The organism is Streptomyces coelicoflavus (genome assembly GCF_045041415.1).
GTDB classification, from domain to species: Bacteria; Actinomycetota; Actinomycetes; order Streptomycetales; family Streptomycetaceae; genus Streptomyces; species Streptomyces coelicoflavus.
Window position 1 is genome coordinate 1555865 of sequence record NZ_CP108218.1, and the last position, 17090, is coordinate 1572954.

At 72.0% G+C, this 17090-nt stretch carries 17 protein-coding genes; 15 read left to right on the forward strand and 2 right to left on the reverse strand.

What is annotated here, in order from left to right; all coding sequences use genetic code 11:
- Positions 1–14: 14 nt before the first annotated feature.
- Positions 15–1190 carry a YihY/virulence factor BrkB family protein gene (locus OHA99_RS06935; protein WP_194279885.1) on the reverse strand — a complete coding sequence of 392 codons (1176 nt, stop codon included), beginning with the start codon at positions 1188–1190 and terminating at the stop codon, positions 15–17.
- Between the two features lie 101 nt (positions 1191–1291).
- Here OHA99_RS06935 and OHA99_RS06940 point away from each other — a divergent pair, with 101 nt between their 5' ends.
- The 15 genes from OHA99_RS06940 (at position 1292) to OHA99_RS07010 (ending at position 16275) form a co-directional block, all read left to right on the forward strand.
- Positions 1292–2935, forward strand: coding sequence for an acyl-CoA dehydrogenase family protein (locus tag OHA99_RS06940; protein ID WP_405694726.1), 1644 nt, complete (start codon positions 1292–1294; stop codon positions 2933–2935).
- Positions 2936–3177: 242 nt separating this feature from the next.
- On the forward strand, positions 3178–4461 hold the full coding sequence (locus tag OHA99_RS06945) for a GAF domain-containing protein (RefSeq protein WP_366471193.1): 1284 nt from the start codon (positions 3178–3180) through the stop codon (positions 4459–4461).
- A gap of 144 nt (positions 4462–4605) precedes the next feature.
- The gene (locus tag OHA99_RS06950) at positions 4606–5919 is read left to right on the forward strand and encodes a hypothetical protein (protein ID WP_381584975.1); all 1314 of its coding nucleotides are present in this window, start codon (positions 4606–4608) and stop codon (positions 5917–5919) included.
- 84 nt (positions 5920–6003) lie between these two features.
- The gene (locus OHA99_RS06955; RefSeq protein WP_007387819.1) at positions 6004–6576 is read left to right on the forward strand and encodes a GNAT family N-acetyltransferase; all 573 of its coding nucleotides are present in this window, start codon (positions 6004–6006) and stop codon (positions 6574–6576) included.
- Positions 6577–6725: 149 nt separating this feature from the next.
- Entirely contained in the window at positions 6726–6809 is an 84-nt protein-coding gene (locus tag OHA99_RS06960) for a putative leader peptide (RefSeq protein WP_309475039.1), read from the forward strand.
- Positions 6810–6969: 160 nt separating this feature from the next.
- A complete protein-coding gene (locus OHA99_RS06965; protein WP_405694730.1) occupies positions 6970–8667 on the forward strand; it encodes a nitrite/sulfite reductase in 1698 nt (565 codons plus the stop codon).
- Positions 8664–8843 (forward strand): hypothetical protein, encoded by a 180-nt coding sequence (locus tag OHA99_RS06970; RefSeq protein ID WP_030404156.1) that lies wholly within the window; start codon positions 8664–8666, stop codon positions 8841–8843. The genes OHA99_RS06965 and OHA99_RS06970 overlap by 4 nt, the downstream gene beginning before the upstream one ends.
- Entirely contained in the window at positions 8840–9550 is a 711-nt protein-coding gene (locus OHA99_RS06975; RefSeq protein ID WP_153177342.1) for a phosphoadenylyl-sulfate reductase, read from the forward strand. Before OHA99_RS06970 ends, OHA99_RS06975 begins: the two co-directional genes overlap by 4 nt.
- A gap of 1 nt (position 9551) precedes the next feature.
- Positions 9552–10160, forward strand: coding sequence for an adenylyl-sulfate kinase (cysC, locus tag OHA99_RS06980; protein ID WP_165684422.1), 609 nt, complete (start codon positions 9552–9554; stop codon positions 10158–10160).
- The gene (gene cysD / locus OHA99_RS06985) at positions 10157–11095 is read left to right on the forward strand and encodes a sulfate adenylyltransferase subunit CysD (RefSeq protein ID WP_153177344.1); all 939 of its coding nucleotides are present in this window, start codon (positions 10157–10159) and stop codon (positions 11093–11095) included. Before cysC ends, cysD begins: the two co-directional genes overlap by 4 nt.
- Before the next feature lie 2 nt (positions 11096–11097).
- On the forward strand, positions 11098–12474 hold the full coding sequence (locus OHA99_RS06990; protein WP_405694734.1) for a sulfate adenylyltransferase subunit 1: 1377 nt from the start codon (positions 11098–11100) through the stop codon (positions 12472–12474).
- Between the two features lie 233 nt (positions 12475–12707).
- Complete coding sequence (locus OHA99_RS06995) at positions 12708–13811, forward strand: aliphatic sulfonate ABC transporter substrate-binding protein (protein ID WP_405694736.1); 1104 nt, start codon at positions 12708–12710, stop codon at positions 13809–13811.
- Positions 13812–13851: 40 nt separating this feature from the next.
- Positions 13852–14646 (forward strand): ABC transporter ATP-binding protein, encoded by a 795-nt coding sequence (locus OHA99_RS07000; protein ID WP_165684425.1) that lies wholly within the window; start codon positions 13852–13854, stop codon positions 14644–14646.
- A complete protein-coding gene (locus tag OHA99_RS07005; RefSeq protein WP_405694738.1) occupies positions 14633–15529 on the forward strand; it encodes an ABC transporter permease in 897 nt (298 codons plus the stop codon). The genes OHA99_RS07000 and OHA99_RS07005 overlap by 14 nt, the downstream gene beginning before the upstream one ends.
- Before the next feature lie 8 nt (positions 15530–15537).
- Complete coding sequence (locus tag OHA99_RS07010) at positions 15538–16275, forward strand: sirohydrochlorin chelatase (protein WP_405694740.1); 738 nt, start codon at positions 15538–15540, stop codon at positions 16273–16275.
- Between the two features lie 25 nt (positions 16276–16300).
- On the opposite strand, the gene OHA99_RS07015 is transcribed toward OHA99_RS07010, so the two are convergent.
- Positions 16301–16849, reverse strand: coding sequence for a DUF1697 domain-containing protein (locus tag OHA99_RS07015; protein WP_165684428.1), 549 nt, complete (start codon positions 16847–16849; stop codon positions 16301–16303).
- Positions 16850–17090 lie beyond the last annotated feature (241 nt).

Sequence of the window (17090 nt, forward strand, 5' to 3'; positions counted from 1 at the left end):
CCCCGGCAGGCGTACTAGGAGGCCTCGGGCTTGTCGTGGCCGTGCCCGCCGTGGCCGTGGCCGCCGTCATGGTGGTTGTGGTGCGCGGGCGGCGGGCTCTTCGGGTGGGTGCGCAGGCGGGCCGTGACGTCCTCGGGCGGCAGGAAGCGGGACCAGCGTTCCGGGAACTCGGAGGGCATGTCCGGGTCGCCCTCGCCGTTGGCGGAGGTGCGGGCCACGTACTCGGCGACCTGGGCCTGGCGCAGCCGCTCGTTGGCCTCGCGGGCGGCCGCGGTGGCGGCGGCCGGCCACACCCGGTCGATGGCCGCGTTGACCGCCGCGCCGACGAGCACCGCGAACGCGGACACGCCGATCCACAGCAGTACGGCGACGGGTGCGGCCAGGGAGCCGTAGATGGTGGGGCCCTCGACGGTGCTGGTGAGGTAGATGCGCAGCAGGAAGCTGCCGAGCACCCACATGGCGAGGGCGACCAGCGCGCCGGGGACGTCCTCGATCCACGGGGAACGCACGGGCACGGACACGTGGTACAGCGTGGTCAGGAATGCCACGGACAGGATGATGACGACCGGCCAGTACAGGACCTGGACGACCGTCGTCGACCAGGGCACCACCCGCACGACGGCGTCCGGTCCCGCCACCATCAGCGGCAGCGCGATCGACCCGATCAGCAGGGCGACGATGAAGAGGAGGAAGGCCATCAGCCGGGTCCTGACGATGCCCCGGACGCCGTCGAGGCCGTACATCACGGTGATGGTGTCGATGAAGACGTTCACCGCGCGGGAGCCCGACCACAGGGCGAACAGGAAGCCGATGGAGATGACGTCGGGCCGGCCGCCCTTCATCACGTCGTCCAGGATCGGCTCGGTGATCTGCTTGACGCCCTTCTCGGAGAGCACCGCGCGGGAGGCGTCCAGGATGTTGGTGCGCAGGCTCTCGGTGGTGTCGGCGCCGATCCAGGAGTCGACGTAGCCGAGCAGCCCGAGGAGGCTCAGCAGCAGGGGCGGCACCGAGAGCAGGGTGAAGAACGCGGCCTCGGCGGCGAGGCCGAGGATGCGGTACTCCATGCACGAGTTGACCGTGTCCTTGAGCAGCAGCCAGGCGGTCCTGCGTTTGGAGACGTTCCGGTACAGAACTCGGGCACGGTGGAGCCGGCCCGAGGGCCGTTCGGGGGAGTCACTTGCTGGCTGCACGCCCTAAAGGTATCCGCCGCCCGGGGTGGCACTCATCCGCGGACGTCCGGTGATCCAGAACCGGGTCCGCCGCGGCCCCGCGGCAGGGTAGGTTCACGTCCATGGCAGGCAGTACCCACACCGTGACGAATCAGGCGCCGCCACTGACCGGCTACGACGTCTTCGCCGCCGACCGGGCCCTGGCGGAGGCCGTGGAGCGGCATCTGGCGGCGGAGCTGCGCGAGGAGGCGGTCGCGGAGCTGTCCGGGTCGGGCCGCCGCTGCGGGGCGCTCCAGATCCAGGAGTGGGGCGCGCAGGCCGATGCGAACCTCCCGGTGTTGCGCACCCACGACCGGTACGGCCGCCGCGTCGACGAGGTCGACTTCCACCCCGCCTGGCACCGGCTGCTCGGCAAGGGCGTCTCGGCGGGCCTGACCGACGCCTGGTCGCGGCCGGGCGGGCACGTACGGCGTGCGGCGGGGTTCGTCCTGTGGACCCAGGTGGAGGCGGGCGTCTGCGGCCCCCTGTCCACGACCCACGCGGCGGTGCCCGCCCTGCGCACCGACCCGGAGCTGGCCGCCGAGTGGGAGCCCCGGCTCACCTCCCGCGTCTACGACCGGGGGCTGCGGCCGGCCCGCCTGAAGGCCGGGGTGCTGTTCGGGACGGGCCTGACGGAGCAGCAGGGCGGCAGCGACCCGCGGGCGAACACCACGTCGGCGCGGCCGCTGGCCGAGGACGGGACGTACGGGCTGACCGGGCACATGTGGTTCTGCTCGGCGCCCATGTCGGACGGTTTCCTGGTGCTGGGGCGGGCTCCCGGCGGGCCGACCTGCTTCCTGGTGCCGCGCGTGCTGGCGGACGGCACCCGCAACGTGTTCCTGATCCAGCGGCTCAAGGACAAGCTGGGCAACCGGTCCAACGCCTCGGCGGAGGTCGAGTTCGCCGGGACCTGGGCGCGCCGGGTCGGCGAGGAGGGGAGCGGGACGGCCGCCGTCGCCGGGATGGCGGCGGCGACGCGGCTGGACTGCGTGCTGGGGTCGGCGGGGCTGATGCGGCAGGCGGTGGCGCAGGCGGTGCACCACTGCGCCCACCGGGAGGCGTTCGGCGGGAAGCTCGCCGACAAGCCGCTGATGCGCAACGTCCTGGCCGATCTCGCGCTCGAGTCGGAGGCGGCCACGACGCTCGCGATGCGGCTGGCGGCGGCCTGCGACGCCGCGGAGGCCGGGGACGCGCGGGAGCGGGCGCTGCTGCGGCTCGCGGTGCCCGCGGCCAAGTACTGGGTGACCAAGCGGTGTGCGCCGGTCGTGGTGGAGGCGGCCGAGTGCCTGGGCGGCGACGGGTACGTGGAGGAGTCCGGTATGCCGCGCCTGGTGCGCGAGTCGCCGTTGCACTCGGTCCGGGAGGGCGCCGGGAACGTGCAGGCGCTGGACGTGCTGCGGGCGCTGGAGCGGGATCCGGCGGCACTGGACGCGTATCTGACGGAGGTGGGCGCCGCGCGCGGGGCCGATCACCGGCTGGACGCGGCGATCCGGGGGCTGCTGACGGAGCTGGCCGACCTCGCCGCCGCCGAGGGGCGGGCGCGGCTGCTGGCGGAGCGGCTGGCGCTGGTGCTCCAGGGCGCGCTGCTGGTGCGGTACGCGCCGCCGGAGGTCGCCGACGCGTTCTGCGCCTCGCGGCTGGGCGGCGACGGGGGCGCGGCCTTCGGCACGCTGCCGCCGACGCTGGACCTGGCGGCGGTGGTGGAGCGGGCCCGGCCGGTGGCCTGATCCCGGCCGGGTGGCGCGGGGGTGGTGCTGCGCCGACACGGCACCACCCCCGCCACACGGGCCCGATCAGGCCGCGTACGCCGCTCGGGACGGCGCGGTTCAAGTTTGGACACCCGCGAAGCCGTCCACCAGGGTTGCAGGGGGTTGCAACTTGCGGTCGGCTGTGTGCGGACTGTGCCCGTCCGGCGTGGGCAACCGGTCAGTATGAGACGAACATTCGACTTCCGGAAGGACGAGGTCCCGTGGCGCTCTCGCCCATGGACGTGACGCAGTTCGCCGCCGTCGACACGGCGCGTGCGGCCCGGATGCTCCATGAGGTCCGCACCGCGAGACTCTCGGGCGGGCGGGCTCCGGTGGCGCCGCGTCCGGTGATCGAGCAGTCCTGGGACCGGATGCTGCGCAGCGGAGTGGACCCGGAGCACGACTTCCGCTCCGGGCTGCTCGCGCCGGAGGAGGTACGGCGGCGGCGCGCGTCCTCGGAGCTGCGGCACGTCCTGCCGGTGCTGCGGGAGGCGCTGCTGCCGGTCGCGGACGTCGCCCAGCACATCATGGTGGTCGCGGACGAGGACGGCCGGGTGCTGTGGCGGGAGGGCAGCGCGCGGGTGCTGCGCCGGGCGGACGGGCTCGGCTTCGAGCTCGGGGCGGACTGGCGGGAGGATGTGGTCGGCACCAACGGCGTGGGGACGCCCGCGGTCACCCGGCGGCCCGTACAGGTCTTCGCCGCCGAGCACTTCGTCCGGTCCCAGGCCGCCTGGACCTGCGCCGGGGCGCCGATCACCGACCCGCGCAGCGGGCGGCTGCTCGGTGTGGTCGACGTGAGCGGGCCGCTGGAGACGATGCATCCGGCCACGCTGGCCTGGGTGGACTGCGTGGCCAAGCTGGCGGAGGCCCGGCTGCGGGAGTTGCACACCCGGTCCCTGGAGCGGTTGCGGGCGGTGGCGGCGCCGGTGCTTGCCCGGCTGGAGGGGCGGGCGCTGGTGGCGGACCGGGACGGCTGGACGGCGGCGGTGACGGGGATGCCGTACCTGGACCGCGTGGTGCTGCCCAAGTCGCCGGAGGCGGGGGCGCGGTGGCTGCCGGCGTTCGGGGCGTGCACGGTGGAGCCGCTGGCGGAGGGCTGGCTGGTGCGGGCCGCGGCGGGGCCGGTGCCGCGGGGCGCCGTCCGGATCGTCCTCGACCTCGGGCAGCCGCGCCGCTGGTCGGTGCGGGTGCTGGGGGGCGCGGAGGACTGGGCGCGGGAACTGAGTCCGCGGCACGCGGAGTTGCTGTACCTGCTGGCGGTGCACCGCGGTGGGCGCAGCGCCGCCGGGCTGGCCGAGGACATGTTCGGCGACCCGGCCCGCACGGTGACGGTACGGGCCGAGATGTCGCGGGTGCGGAGGTACCTCGGGGCCTACCTGGAACACCGGCCGTATCGTTTCTGCGAGGACGCGGAGGTCAAGGTCCTGCTCCCGGCCGACCCCCGTGACCTGCTCCCGCACTCCACGGCACCGGCGGTGGTGGAGGGGCGGGCCGTTCGACTGTGAAGACGGGTTGATTTCGCATATTTGCATCGTCTGCGACCACCGGGCCGCCCGTCTGCCGTAGCATCGTCCACGGACCGCCTCATCCGCTCCTCGGTCAACGCGACCACCGTCGAGCACAGTTGGTCCGGTGTCCGTGGAGGTTCTATGAAGCAGCGCGGCAGACACCGCCGGCGCAGACGGGGCAGGGCGCTGCGCGCCGCCCTGACCGGCGCGGCCCTCGCCCTGACGGGTGCCGCCACGCTGATCAGCGCCTCGCAGGCCACGGTCGCCGACGACCCCGGCACCCTCAAGCCCCTGACCTCCGCCGCCGACACCGACGCGCTGCGGCTGACCGAGCGCCGGGTGCCGACGGACTGGCTCGACCGGCTCTCCGCCGCGATGGGCGACCCGGTGGGCGTCGACACCGTCCTCGACTCCGCCGACCGCACCCTGCGCGACGCGGCCGACTGCACGGCCGGGGAGCGCGAGTCGCTGCCGGTCTCCCCCGCCGCCACCCGCGCCTACTGCTGGGACGAGGCCGACACCGACGGCTGGCGCCCCGGCGCGGTCACCACCTCGGGGGAGGCCGAGGAGGACGGCCGCTGGGCCGGCCACCGGGTCATCCTCTCCGCCTGGTCCCTCGACGACGGCACGCCCCAGGGCGGTCTCGCCCGGGTCTCCTTCGTCAACGCCGACGACCCCGCCCGGCTCGGCTACACCTCGGCACTCCTCGCCGTCCCGGTCGACGGCGGCCACGACTACCGGGGGCTCGCCTCCCCCGTCACCGGCATGGTCTGGTACCAGGACAAGCTGCTGGTCACCGCGGGCGCCGGGGACCGCGACGCGCTCTACGTGTACGACGTGCAGCGGATCCAGCGCGCCACCACCGCGGCGGACGCCGTCGGCCGGGTGCCCGGCGGCTGGGCGGCGGGCGGCCACCGGTACGTGCTGCCCGCCATCGCCTCCTACCGGCTCCCCGACACCGACGACGCGGCCCGCCCCGGCGCGATCTCCCTGGACCGCGGCACGACCCCCGACAGCCTGGTGGCGAGCGAGCACGTCGACGCGGACGGCGACCGGCCCACCCGGCTGTGGCGCTACGCGCTGCGCCCCACCACGGACGCCGAGCGCGGCGGGCTGCCCGTCACCGACCCCACCGGGCACGTGAACGCGGTGGAGGCGTACGAGACCGGAGCGGCCGAGGTCGGCGGCGTGCTGTCGTACCACCCGCCCGGCACGGCCCGGACCGACTGGTACCTGGGACGCGCGGCCGGCGGGCAGGACGGACGCGGCACGCTGTGGCGCCAGGACAGGGAGGGCGCGCGGGCCTCGGAGTGCGGCGCGGACCGGTCGCAGCAGTGCTGGAGCGGACCGGTGGGCTCGCTGTCGTACTCGGCGCGGACCGGCGACGTCTGGTCCCAGTCCGGCCGCATGCTGTTCGCGCTGCCGCTGTCGTCGATCGAGGACGCGCTCGACTGACGCGCGGTCGCGGGCGCGGGCGTCACACCGGCCCGCACGGGCGGGGATCGACAGATCCGCGGAGCGGATGATTCCCTGACCGGCATGACCAACATCGCCGTGACCACGTGGTCCCTGGAGCAGACGGCGCCCACCGATCTGCTGCCGGCCGCCGCACCGGAGGGGGACGTGCGGATCGTCCGCGCCGAGGTGCCCTCCCCCGAGTTCAGCCGCTTCCTGTACGCCTCGGTGGGCGGCGACATCCGCTGGACGGACCGGCTCGGCTGGAGCCACGCGCGGTGGCGGGAGCATCTGGAGCGGCCCGGCGTGGAGACCTGGGTCGCCCACGACCGCGGCACGCCCGCCGGATACGTGGAGCTGACACCCGGCGACGACGGGGTGGTGGAGATCGAGTACTTCGGCCTGATCGCGGCCTTCCGCGGCCGGCGCATCGGCGGCCACCTCCTCTCGTACGGCACCGCCCGCGCCTGGGACCTCGCGGAGCGCTGGCCGGGGCTGGCCACCACCAAGCGGGTCTGGCTGCACACGTGCAGCAAGGACGGCGAGTACGCCATGGACAACTACCAGCGCCGCGGCTTCCGTCTGTTCGACACCAAGGTGGAGGAGGAGGCGGACGTGGCCACTCCGGGTCCGTGGCCCGGGGCTTTCCCCGCCTGACCTGCGCCGACACGTCTGTTTTCGGCCGTCCGACCGACGGGCCGCCACTCGTGTGACCAACGACACCCTTGTCTCGCTGTACGAGACAAGGGTGTCCACATTTTGGATTAAGCTGGACCTGGTCCAGATCGCCGTGCCAGTCTTCCGTCATGCCTGGAACTGGAATTGCCTTGGTGAGTCGGCGGCACGTCGACCTCGGCCGCATGTCCAGCGCCATCTGTCCGGGCCGCTGAGAGCACCCTCCAGCACCTCCGGATTCCCCGCATTCACCTCGCTCCCGCGCAATGACGCGCACGCGTGTCCCACGTATCCCTACGTACGCCCACGTAGTGCCATGCGCCATGCGCGCAGGTCAGAGCCGCATTCCGCCTGTCTCCAAAGGACGTGTCACCCATGGCCGCCACTCCGCCGAAGCCTGCTGCCGCGAGCCCCCGCCGCAAGGTGAGCCGTCACCGCGGCGAGGGCCAGTGGGCGGCCGGACACTTCACCCCGCTCAACGGCGCCGAGCAGTTCAAGAAGGACGACGACGGTCTCAACGTTCGGACACGTATTGAGACGATCTACTCCGAGCGCGGTTTCGATTCGATCGACCCCAACGACCTGCGCGGACGCTTCCGCTGGTGGGGCCTGTACACGCAGCGCCGCCCCGGCATCGACGGCGGCCGCACCGGTCTGCTGGAGCCGGAGGAGCTCGAGGACGAGTACTTCATGCTGCGCGTCCGCGTCACCGGCGGCCGGCTCACCACCGAGCAGCTGCGCACCATCGGTGAGCTCTCCGAAACGTACGCCCGCGGCACCGCCGACATCACCGACCGGCAGAACATCCAGTTCCACTGGGTCCGCATCGAGGACGTGCCCAGCATCTGGGAGCGTCTCGAGGCCGTCGGCCTGTCCACCACCGAGGCCTGCGGCGACTGCCCGCGCGGCATGCTCGGCTCCCCGGTGGCCGGCGTCGCCGAGGACGAGATCATCGACGGCACCGCCGCCCTGGACGAGATCGCCCGCCGCTACCTCGGCGACCCGCGCTTCTCCAACCTGCCGCGCAAGTACAAGACCGCGGTCTCCGGTTCCCCGCTGCTCGACGTCGCCCACGAGATCAACGACATCTCCTTCGTCGGCGTGGTCCACCCCGAACACGGCCCCGGCTTCGACCTGTGGGTCGGCGGCGGACTGTCCACCAACCCCAAGTTCGGTGTGCGGCTGGGCGCCTGGGTGCCCGAGGCCGAGGTCCCGGACGTCTGGGAGGGCGTCACCTCGATCTTCCGCGACCACGGCTACCGGCGGCTGCGCAACCGCGCCCGCCTGAAGTTCCTGGTCGCCGACTGGGGCCCGGAGAAGTTCCGCCAGGTGCTCGAGGACGACTACCTGGGCCGCAAGCTGATCGACGGCCCGGCGCCCGAGATGCCCGCGCGGCAGTGGCGCGACCACATCGGTGTGCACCGCCAGAAGGACGGCCGCTTCTACGTCGGCTTCGCGCCGCGCGTGGGACGCATGGACGGATCCGTGCTCACCAAGGTCGCCGAGCTGGCCGAGAACCACGGCTCGGGCCGGGTCTCCACCACCGTCGAGCAGAAGATGATCGTCCTCGACGTGCCCGGCGACCGGGTCGACTCGCTCGTGGAGTCCCTGGAGGCGCTCGACCTGCGGGTCAACCCCTCGCCGTTCCGGCGCGGCACGATGGCCTGCACCGGCATCGAGTTCTGCAAGCTCGCCATCGTGGAGACCAAGGAACGCGGCAGCGACCTGATGGACGAACTCGAGCGCCGGATGCCCGAGTTCGACGAGCCCATCACCATCAACATCAACGGCTGCCCGAACGCCTGCGCCCGCATCCAGACCGCGGACATCGGCCTCAAGGGCCAGCTGATGACCGACGCCGAGGGCCGGCAGGTCGGCGGCTACCAGGTGCACCTGGGCGGCGCCCTCGGCCTGGAGCCGAGCTTCGGCCGCAAGGTGCGCGGCCTGAAGGTGACCTCGGACGACCTGCCGGACTACATCGAGCGCGTCCTCACCCGCTTCCAGGCCGAGCGCGAGGACGGCGAGCGCTTCGCCGCCTGGGCGGCCCGCGCCTCCGAGGAGGCCCTGTCGTGAGCGAGCGCGCCGCGCCCTTCTACTGCCCCTACTGCGGCGACGAGGACCTGCGTCCCGGTGAGCAGGGCCACGGCGCCTGGGAATGCGGGGCCTGCAACCGCGCATTCCAGGTGAAGTTCCTCGGGCTGCTCGCCCGGGGTCTTCAGCCCAACTCCACGGGAGGGGAACCGACATGACCGCGGTTCAGGAAGAACGTACGACCGAGGAACTCAGGGCACTCGCCGAGCGGGCGGGCCGCGAGCTGGAGGACGCCTCCGCGCTGGAGATCCTCCAGTGGGCGGCGGAAACGTTCGGCAACCGGTTCTGCGTGACCTCGTCCATGGAGGACGCGGTCGTCGCCCACCTCGCCTCCCGCGCCCTGCCCGGCGTGGACGTGGTGTTCCTCGACACGGGTTACCACTTCCCGGAGACCATCGGCACCCGCGACGCGGTCGAGGCCGTGATGGACGTGAACGTCATCACGCTCACCCCGCGCCGGACGGTCGCCGAGCAGGACGCCCAGTACGGTCCGCGGCTGCACGACCGCGACCCCGACCTGTGCTGCGCGCTGCGCAAGGTGAAGCCGCTGGAGGAGGGCCTGAAGGGGTACCAGGCCTGGGCGACCGGGCTGCGCCGCGACGAGTCGGAGACCCGGGCGAACACGCCGGTCGTCGGCTGGGACGAGAAGCGGGGCAAGGTGAAGATCTCGCCCATCGCCAAGTGGTCACAGGAAGATGTGCAGACGTACGTCACCGAGCACGGCGTCCTCACCAATCCGCTGCTCATGGACGGCTACGCCTCCGTGGGCTGCGCGCCCTGCACCCGTCGTGTGCTGGAGGGCGAGGACGCCCGAGCCGGACGCTGGGCGGGCCGCTCGAAGACCGAGTGCGGGCTGCACGGCTGACATGACGACCACCAAGGGACCGACGGCCACCGGGCCGACGACCACCGGACCATCGAGATCCAGGGAGAACCACGTGACGACCGGAGCCACCGTCTGGCTCACGGGGCTGCCCAGCGCCGGCAAGACCACGATCGCCCGCGAGCTGGCCGACCGCCTCCGTGAGGAGGGCCGGCGCGTCGAACTGCTCGACGGCGACGAGATCCGCGAGTTCCTCTCCGCGGGCCTCGGCTTCGACCGCGCGGACCGGGACACCAACGTGCAGCGCATCGGTTTCGTCGCCGAACTGCTCGCCCGCAACGGTGTGACGGCGCTGGTCCCGGTGATCGCGCCGTACGCGGACAGCCGGGACGCGGTCCGTGAGCGTCACGAGGCGAACGGCACGGCGTACGTCGAGGTGCACGTGGCCACGCCCGTGGAGGTGTGCTCGGTGCGCGACGTGAAGGGCCTGTACGCCAAGCAGGCCGCGGGCGAGCTGACCGGCCTCACCGGGGTCGACGACCCCTACGAGGAGCCCGTCAAGCCCGACCTGCGCATCGAGTCGCAGGACCAGACAGTCCAGGAGTCCGCCGCGGCGGTCCACGCCCTGCTCACCGAAAGGGGACTGGCATGACGACGACCGCGGAAGCCGCGCGGGAGGGTACGGCCGGCCCGTATGCCCTCTCCCACCTCGACGCGCTCGAATCGGAGGCGGTGCACATCTTCCGGGAGGTGGCGGGTGAGTTCGAGCGGCCGGTGATCCTGTTCTCCGGTGGCAAGGACTCGATCCTGATGCTGCATCTGGCGCTGAAGGCGTTCGCGCCGGCGGCGGTGCCGTTCTCGCTGCTGCACGTGGACACCGGGCACAACTTCCCCGAGGTCCTCGACTACCGGGACCGCACGGTGGAGCGGCATGGGCTGCGGCTGCATGTGGCGTCGGTGCAGGACTACATCGACCGCGGGGTGCTGCGCGAACGCCCCGACGGGACACGTAATCCGTTGCAGACGCTGCCGCTGACGGAGAAGATCCAGGCGGAGCGGTTCGACGCGGTCTTCGGCGGTGGGCGCAGGGACGAGGAGAAGGCGCGTGCCAAGGAGCGGGTGTTCTCGCTGCGGGACGAGTTCTCCCAGTGGGATCCGCGTCGTCAGCGTCCCGAGCTGTGGAACCTGTACAACGGCCGGCACGCGCCGGGCGAGCACGTCCGGGTCTTCCCGCTGTCGAACTGGACCGAGCTGGACGTGTGGCAGTACATCGCCCGGGAGGGGATCGAGCTGCCGCAGATCTACTACGCGCACGAGCGTGAGGTGTTCGCCCGCTCCGGGATGTGGCTGACGGCCGGTGAGTGGGGCGGGCCGAGGGACGGCGAGACGATCGAGAAGCGGCGGGTGCGTTACCGCACGGTCGGTGACATGTCCTGCACCGGCGCCGTCGACTCCGGCGCCGACAGCATCGAGAAGGTCATCGCGGAGATCGCCGTCACCCGGCTCACCGAGCGCGGTGCGACGCGGGCCGACGACAAGATGTCCGAGGCCGCGATGGAAGACCGCAAGCGCGAGGGGTACTTCTAACCATGACCAGCACCCAAGAGCCCGTCGAGCCCGCCGTCTCCGGTGAGAGTGCGGTGTCGGTGTGGCAGTTGTCGGAGTCGACGCTGCTGCGGTTCGCGACCGCCGGGTCGGTCGACGACGGCAAGTCCACGCTGGTGGGCCGACTGCTGCACGACTCCAAGTCGGTCCTCACCGACCAGCTGGAGGCCGTCGAGCGTGCCTCCGCCAGCCGCGGCCAGGACGCCCCGGACCTCGCGCTGCTCACCGACGGCCTGCGGGCCGAGCGTGAGCAGGGCATCACCATCGACGTGGCCTACCGCTACTTCGCCACCCCCCGCCGCCGCTTCATCCTCGCCGACACCCCCGGGCATGTGCAGTACACGCGGAACATGGTCACCGGCGCCTCCACCGCCGAGCTCACCGTGATCCTGGTCGACGCCCGCAACGGAGTGGTGGAGCAGACCCGCCGGCATGCCGCGATCGCCGCCCTGCTGCGCGTCCCCCACGTCGTCCTCGCCGTCAACAAGATGGACCTGGTGGATTACCAGGAGCCCGTGTTCGCCGCGATCGCCGAGGAGTTCACCGCCTACGCCACCGAACTGGGCGTCCCGGAGGTCACCGCCATCCCCATCTCCGCCCTCGCCGGGGACAACGTGGTGGAGGCCTCCGCGGTCATGGACTGGTACGGCGGCCCCACCGTCCTGGAACACCTGGAGACCGTGCCGGTCAGCCACGACCTGGCGCACTGCCACGCCCGGCTGCCGGTGCAGTACGTGATCCGGCCGCGCACCGCCGAGCACCCCGACTACCGCGGCTACGCGGGCCAGATCGCCGCCGGCACCTTCCGCGTCGGCGACGAGGTCACCGTCCTGCCCTCCGGCCGCACGTCCACCGTGTCCGGCATCGACCTGCTCGGCACCCCCGTCGAGGCCGCCTGGACACCGCAGTCGGTGACACTGCTCCTCGAGGACGACATCGACGTCTCGCGCGGTGACCTGATCGTGCCCCGCGAGGACGCCCCGGCCACCAGCCAGGACGTCGAGGCCACCGTCTGCCACGTCGCCGACGCACCCCTCACCGTCGGCCACCGGGTCCTCCTCAAACACGGCACCCGCACGGTCAAGGCGATCGTCAAGGACATCCCGGCCCGGCTCACCCTGGACGACCTGTCCCTGCACCCGCACCCCGGGCAGCTCGTCGCCAACGACATCGGCCGCGTCAAGATCCGCACCGCCGAACCCCTGCCCGCCGACTCCTACGCCGACTCCCGACGCACCGGCTCCTTCATCCTCATCGACCCCGCCGACGGCACCACCCTCACCGCAGGCATGGCCGGGGAGTCCTTCGCCGCGCCGGAACCGGTCAAGGACCCGGCTGAAGCCGACGGGTGGGACTTCTGAGTATGGGCTCCCTCGATTTCTACTCCACGTTCGCCAAGGAGGGTGGCCGCGTCGGCAGCGGCTTCCTCGGCAGCGGGCAGGGCGGGGTGGCGCGATGTGCGCGCTGACGTACGCGCACCGCTCGCGCGCCCTCACCCTCCACAGCCGAAGACCTGCCGACCTCCCGGCCACGACCTGACACCTCGGACGAACCGACAGGCGTGCGTGCCGGACCAACGAGAGGAACCCCTCCCGTGCCTGCCACCTCCGCCCTGCGCCGCACGCTGGCGGTCATAGCCGCCCTTCCCCTGCTGACGCTGGCCGCCTGCGGCTACGGCTCGCAGGCGAAGGACGACGACACCGCGAAGATCGCGGCCGGTGCCGAGAAGATCGACGGTCTCGACTCCGTGCGGATCGGGTACTTCGGCAACATCACGCACGCCATCCCGCTGGTCGCGAACCAGAAGGGCTTCTTCCAGAAGGCACTGGGCGGCACCGAGGCCACGTACGCGGTCTTCAACGCGGGCCCGTCCGAGATCGAGGCGCTGAACTCCGGCTCCATCGACATCGGCTGGATCGGCCCGTCCCCGGCGATCAACGGCTACACCAAGTCCGGCGGCAGGAACCTGCGCATCGTCGGCGGCTCCGCCTCCGGCGGCGTGAAACTGGTGGTCAACCCGGACAAGATCAAGACCCTGAAGGACGTCAAGGGCAAGCGCATCGCCACCCCGCAACTGGGCAACACCCAGGACGTCGCGTTCCTCAACTGGGTCGCCGAGCAGGGCTGGAAGGTCGACGCGCAGAGCGGCAAGGGCGACGTCACCGTCGTGCGCAGTGACAACAAGGTCACCCCGAACGCCTACAAGTCCGGTTCCGTCGACGGCGCGTGGGTGCCGGAGCCGACCGCGTCCCGGCTGGTCGCCGAGGGCGGCACAGTCCTGCTCGACGAGTCGACGCTGTGGCCGGACGAGAAGTTCGTGATCACGAACATCATCGTGTCGCAGAAGTTCCTCAAGGAGCACCCCAAGGCCGTCCAGGCAGTCCTCCAGGCGTCGGTCGACACCAACGCCTGGATCACCACCCACCCCGACGAGGCGAAGGCAGCGGCCAACACCCAGCTGGAGAAGGACTCCGGCAAGGCCCTGCCCGCCGACGTCCTGGACCCGGCGTGGGAATCGATCAGGCTCACCGACGACCCGCTGGCCGCCACCCTCGACGCCGAGGCGGACCACGCCGTGAAGGCCGGTCTGCTGGAGCAGCCCGACCTGGACGGCATCTACGACCTGACGCTGCTGAACAAGGTCCTCAAGGCCAAGGGCAAGCCCCCGGTCGACGACGCCGGACTCGGCGTCGAGTAGAGCACCGACCCGGAACCCGACCACCCAGGAGGTGACGACCATGGCCACGACCACGACCCTCGCCAAGGCCGCCGACGGCACCGAGCCGGCCACGTACGCCGCCCGGATCGAGCACGTCTCGAAGTCCTTCGCGGGCCCCGCCGGGCAGCAGCTCGTCCTGGACGACATCACCCTCGATGTCGCCCCCGGCGAGTTCGTCACCCTCCTGGGCGCCTCCGGCTGCGGCAAGTCCACCCTGCTCAACCTCGTGGCGGGCCTCGACAAGCCCACCGCGGGCGGCATCACCACGGACGGGCGACCGGCCCTGATGTTCCAGGAGCACGCCCTGTTCCCGTGGCTGACCGCGGGGAAGAACATCGAACTCGCCCTCAGGCTGCGGGGCGTGCCCAAGTCCGACCGCCGTGACAAGGCGGAGGAGCTGCTCGAACTCGTCCGCCTCAAGGGCGCGTACGGCAAGCGGGTGCACGAACTGTCCGGCGGTATGCGCCAGCGGGTCGCGATGGCCCGCGCGCTCGCCCAGGAGAGCAAGCTGCTGCTGATGGACGAGCCCTTCGCGGCCCTCGACGCCATCACACGGGACGTGCTGCACGACGAGCTGACCCGCATCTGGCGCGAGACGCAGCTGTCCGTGCTGTTCGTCACGCACAACGTCCGCGAGGCCGTGCGGCTGGCCGAGCGGGTCGTCCTGCTGTCCTCGCGGCCCGGACGCATCGCCCGCCAGTGGACGGTCGGCATCCCGCAGCCGCGCCGCATCGAGGACACCGCCGTGGCGGAACTGTCCGTCGAGATCACCGAAGAACTGCGTGGGGAGATCCGCCGCCATGGCCAGCACTGACACGACGCGTCCCGCGAAGGAGAGCGGCGATCTCGCCGGTCTGGAGGCGGGCCTCGACGCACTGGAGTCGGTGCAGCAGGGACGCACCCCGCTGCGGCAGACCCTGGTCGAGAAGGTTCTGCCGCCCACCGTCGCCGTACTCCTCGTGCTGGCGGTGTGGCAGGGCCTGGTCTCCTTCGAGATCGTCGACGATCCGACGAAGCTGCCCGCCCCCTTGGACGTGTGGGACGTGGTCCACCAGGCCTGGCTCCAGGGCGAGTTGCTCGGCTACATCTGGACCAGCGTCTCCCGCGGCCTGCTCGGCTTCTGCTTCGCACTCCTCATCGGCACCCCGCTGGGACTCCTCGTCGCCCGCGTGAAGTTCGTCCGCGCGGCCATCGGCCCCATCCTCTCCGGCCTCCAGTCGCTGCCGTCGGTGGCCTGGGTGCCGCCCGCCGTGATCTGGCTGGGCCTGAACAACACGATGATGTACGCCGTCATCCTCCTCGGCGCCGTGCCCTCCATCGCCAACGGCCTCGTCTCCGGCGTCGACCAGGTCTCCCCCGTCTTCCTCCGCGCCGGCCGCACCCTCGGCGCCACCGGACTCAAGGGCACCTGGCACATCGTGCTGCCCGCCGCACTCCCCGGCTACGTCGCCGGCCTCAAACAGGGCTGGGCCTTCTCCTGGCGCTCCCTGATGGCCGCCGAGATCATCGCCTCCTTCCCCGACCTCGGCGTCGGCCTCGGACAACTCCTCGAGAACGGCCGCAACGCCAGCGACATGGCCATGGTCTTCGAAGCCATCCTCCTCATCCTGACCGTCGGCATCGCCATCGACCTGATCATCTTCAGCCCCCTCGAACGCTGGGTCCTGCGCAGCCGCGGCCTGCTGGTGAAGAGCTGAGGTACGCCATGTCCGCGCCGGTGCTTCTCGTCATCGCCCACGGCAGCCGCGACCCGCGGCACGCCGCGACCGTGCACGCCCTGGTCCGCCGGGTCAGGGCGCTGCGCCCGGACGTACGGGTGGAGACCGGCTTCCTGGACTTCAACGTGCCCTCGGTGCCGGGCGTGCTGGAGTCCTTGGAGACGGAGGGGGTGCGGGACGTCGTGGCGCTCCCGCTGCTGCTGACCCGCGCCTTCCATGCCAAGTCGGACATCCCGGCGGTGCTGGCGGCGGCGCCGCCGCGGCTCAGGATCCGGCAGGCGGAGGTGCTCGGCCCCTCGCCGCTGCTGGTCTCGGCGCTGGAACGGCGCCTGTACGAGGCGGGCCTGACGCCCGCCGACAAGTCCTCGACCGGGGTCGTGCTGGCCTCGGCGGGGTCCTCCGACCCGGAGGCGATCGCAGTGATCGCTGAAATCGCGCGGGAGTGGCGGCACACCGGTTGGTGCGCCGTGCGGCCTGCGTTCGCCTCCGCATCCCTTCCGCGCACCGAGGACGCGGTACGGCGGTTGCGCGAGCTGGGCTGTGCCCGCGTCGCCGTCGCCCCGTACGTCCTGGCGCCGGGTTTCCTGCCGGACCGTATCGCCCGGGGCGCGGCCGGTGCGGACGTGCTGGCGGACGTCCTGGGTCCCGCGCCGGAGGTGGCGCGGGTCCTGCTGGAGCGGTACGACGGGGCGCGGGTGCCGGTGGCGCTGGCGGTCGGGGCCTGAAGGTCAACAACCCGTCGGGAGCCCGTCAGGGACCCGTCAGCTCCACCAGCTTGGTGACCGTGTTCCAGTTGCGACTGGTGGCGATCAGGCCCTTGTTGACGCGGGGTTTGGCGAGGACCTCGGCCAGCTTGGAGCGGCCCAGGCCGTCCGGTGCGTAGAGGTACAGGGCGCGGTCGCCGAGGCGGAACTCCTCGGGGTGGAAGGCCGGGGCGTCGATCGCCGCGAAGCGGTCCGCGTCGACGGGCGCGGAGAAGTAGGTGACGTGCAGCTGCTTGCCCTCCAGCTCGGCGGCCGGGAACGGGCACGCCTCGACGATCCCCTTCAGGTAGGCGTGGTCGCGCACGATCACGTCCACGCGGAAGCCGAACCGCTTCTCGACCGCCTCCGCCAGTTCCGCGGCCAGGGTGTCCTCGTCGCCGTGGCCGGACGCGAAGACGGCCTGTCCGCTTTGCAGATGGGTGCGTACGGCGTCGTGGCCGAGGGAGGTCAGCAGCGCGCGGAGGTCGGCCATCGGGACCTTCCGGCTGCCGCCCACGTTGATCCCGCGCAGCAGCGCCGCGTACATCGTCGTCATCCGCACACCATAGAACGGCCGTCGTGCCCCGTGGGGGCGGGCACGACGGCCGGGTCCGCGCGCCGGGCGCACGTGCGCGTCACTCTCGCCGATGCGGTGCGCGGGGTTCAACCACTACACACGCCTGTGACTTAATCAACAACTCTTCCAAAAGGCTCCGGCGCGCCACCGCACCCTGATCAACACCCCTGGGATCGCCCGGTAGATGTAAGGGGCCGGGATCCTCCTCAGCGGTGAGCAC

Bases quoted from the DNA above. Each gene is read 5' to 3' on its own strand.
- OHA99_RS06940 (WP_405694726.1), top strand. From the start codon at position 1,292: ATGGCAGGCAGTACCCACACCGTGACGAATCAGGCGCCGCCACTGACC.
- OHA99_RS06950 (WP_381584975.1), top strand. From the start codon at position 4,606: ATGAAGCAGCGCGGCAGACACCGCCGGCGCAGACGGGGCAGGGCGCTG.
- OHA99_RS06955 (WP_007387819.1), top strand. From the start codon at position 6,004: ATGACCAACATCGCCGTGACCACGTGGTCCCTGGAGCAGACGGCGCCC.
- OHA99_RS06960 (WP_309475039.1), top strand. From the start codon at position 6,726: ATGCCTGGAACTGGAATTGCCTTGGTGAGTCGGCGGCACGTCGACCTC.
- OHA99_RS06965 (WP_405694730.1), top strand. From the start codon at position 6,970: ATGGCCGCCACTCCGCCGAAGCCTGCTGCCGCGAGCCCCCGCCGCAAG.
- OHA99_RS06975 (WP_153177342.1), top strand. From the start codon at position 8,840: ATGACCGCGGTTCAGGAAGAACGTACGACCGAGGAACTCAGGGCACTC.
- cysC (WP_165684422.1), top strand. From the start codon at position 9,552: ATGACGACCACCAAGGGACCGACGGCCACCGGGCCGACGACCACCGGA.
- cysD (WP_153177344.1), top strand. From the start codon at position 10,157: ATGACGACGACCGCGGAAGCCGCGCGGGAGGGTACGGCCGGCCCGTAT.
- OHA99_RS06990 (WP_405694734.1), top strand. From the start codon at position 11,098: ATGACCAGCACCCAAGAGCCCGTCGAGCCCGCCGTCTCCGGTGAGAGT.
- OHA99_RS07000 (WP_165684425.1), top strand. From the start codon at position 13,852: ATGGCCACGACCACGACCCTCGCCAAGGCCGCCGACGGCACCGAGCCG.
- OHA99_RS07005 (WP_405694738.1), top strand. From the start codon at position 14,633: ATGGCCAGCACTGACACGACGCGTCCCGCGAAGGAGAGCGGCGATCTC.
- OHA99_RS07010 (WP_405694740.1), top strand. From the start codon at position 15,538: ATGTCCGCGCCGGTGCTTCTCGTCATCGCCCACGGCAGCCGCGACCCG.
- OHA99_RS07015 (WP_165684428.1), bottom strand. From the start codon at position 16,849: ATGACGACGATGTACGCGGCGCTGCTGCGCGGGATCAACGTGGGCGGC.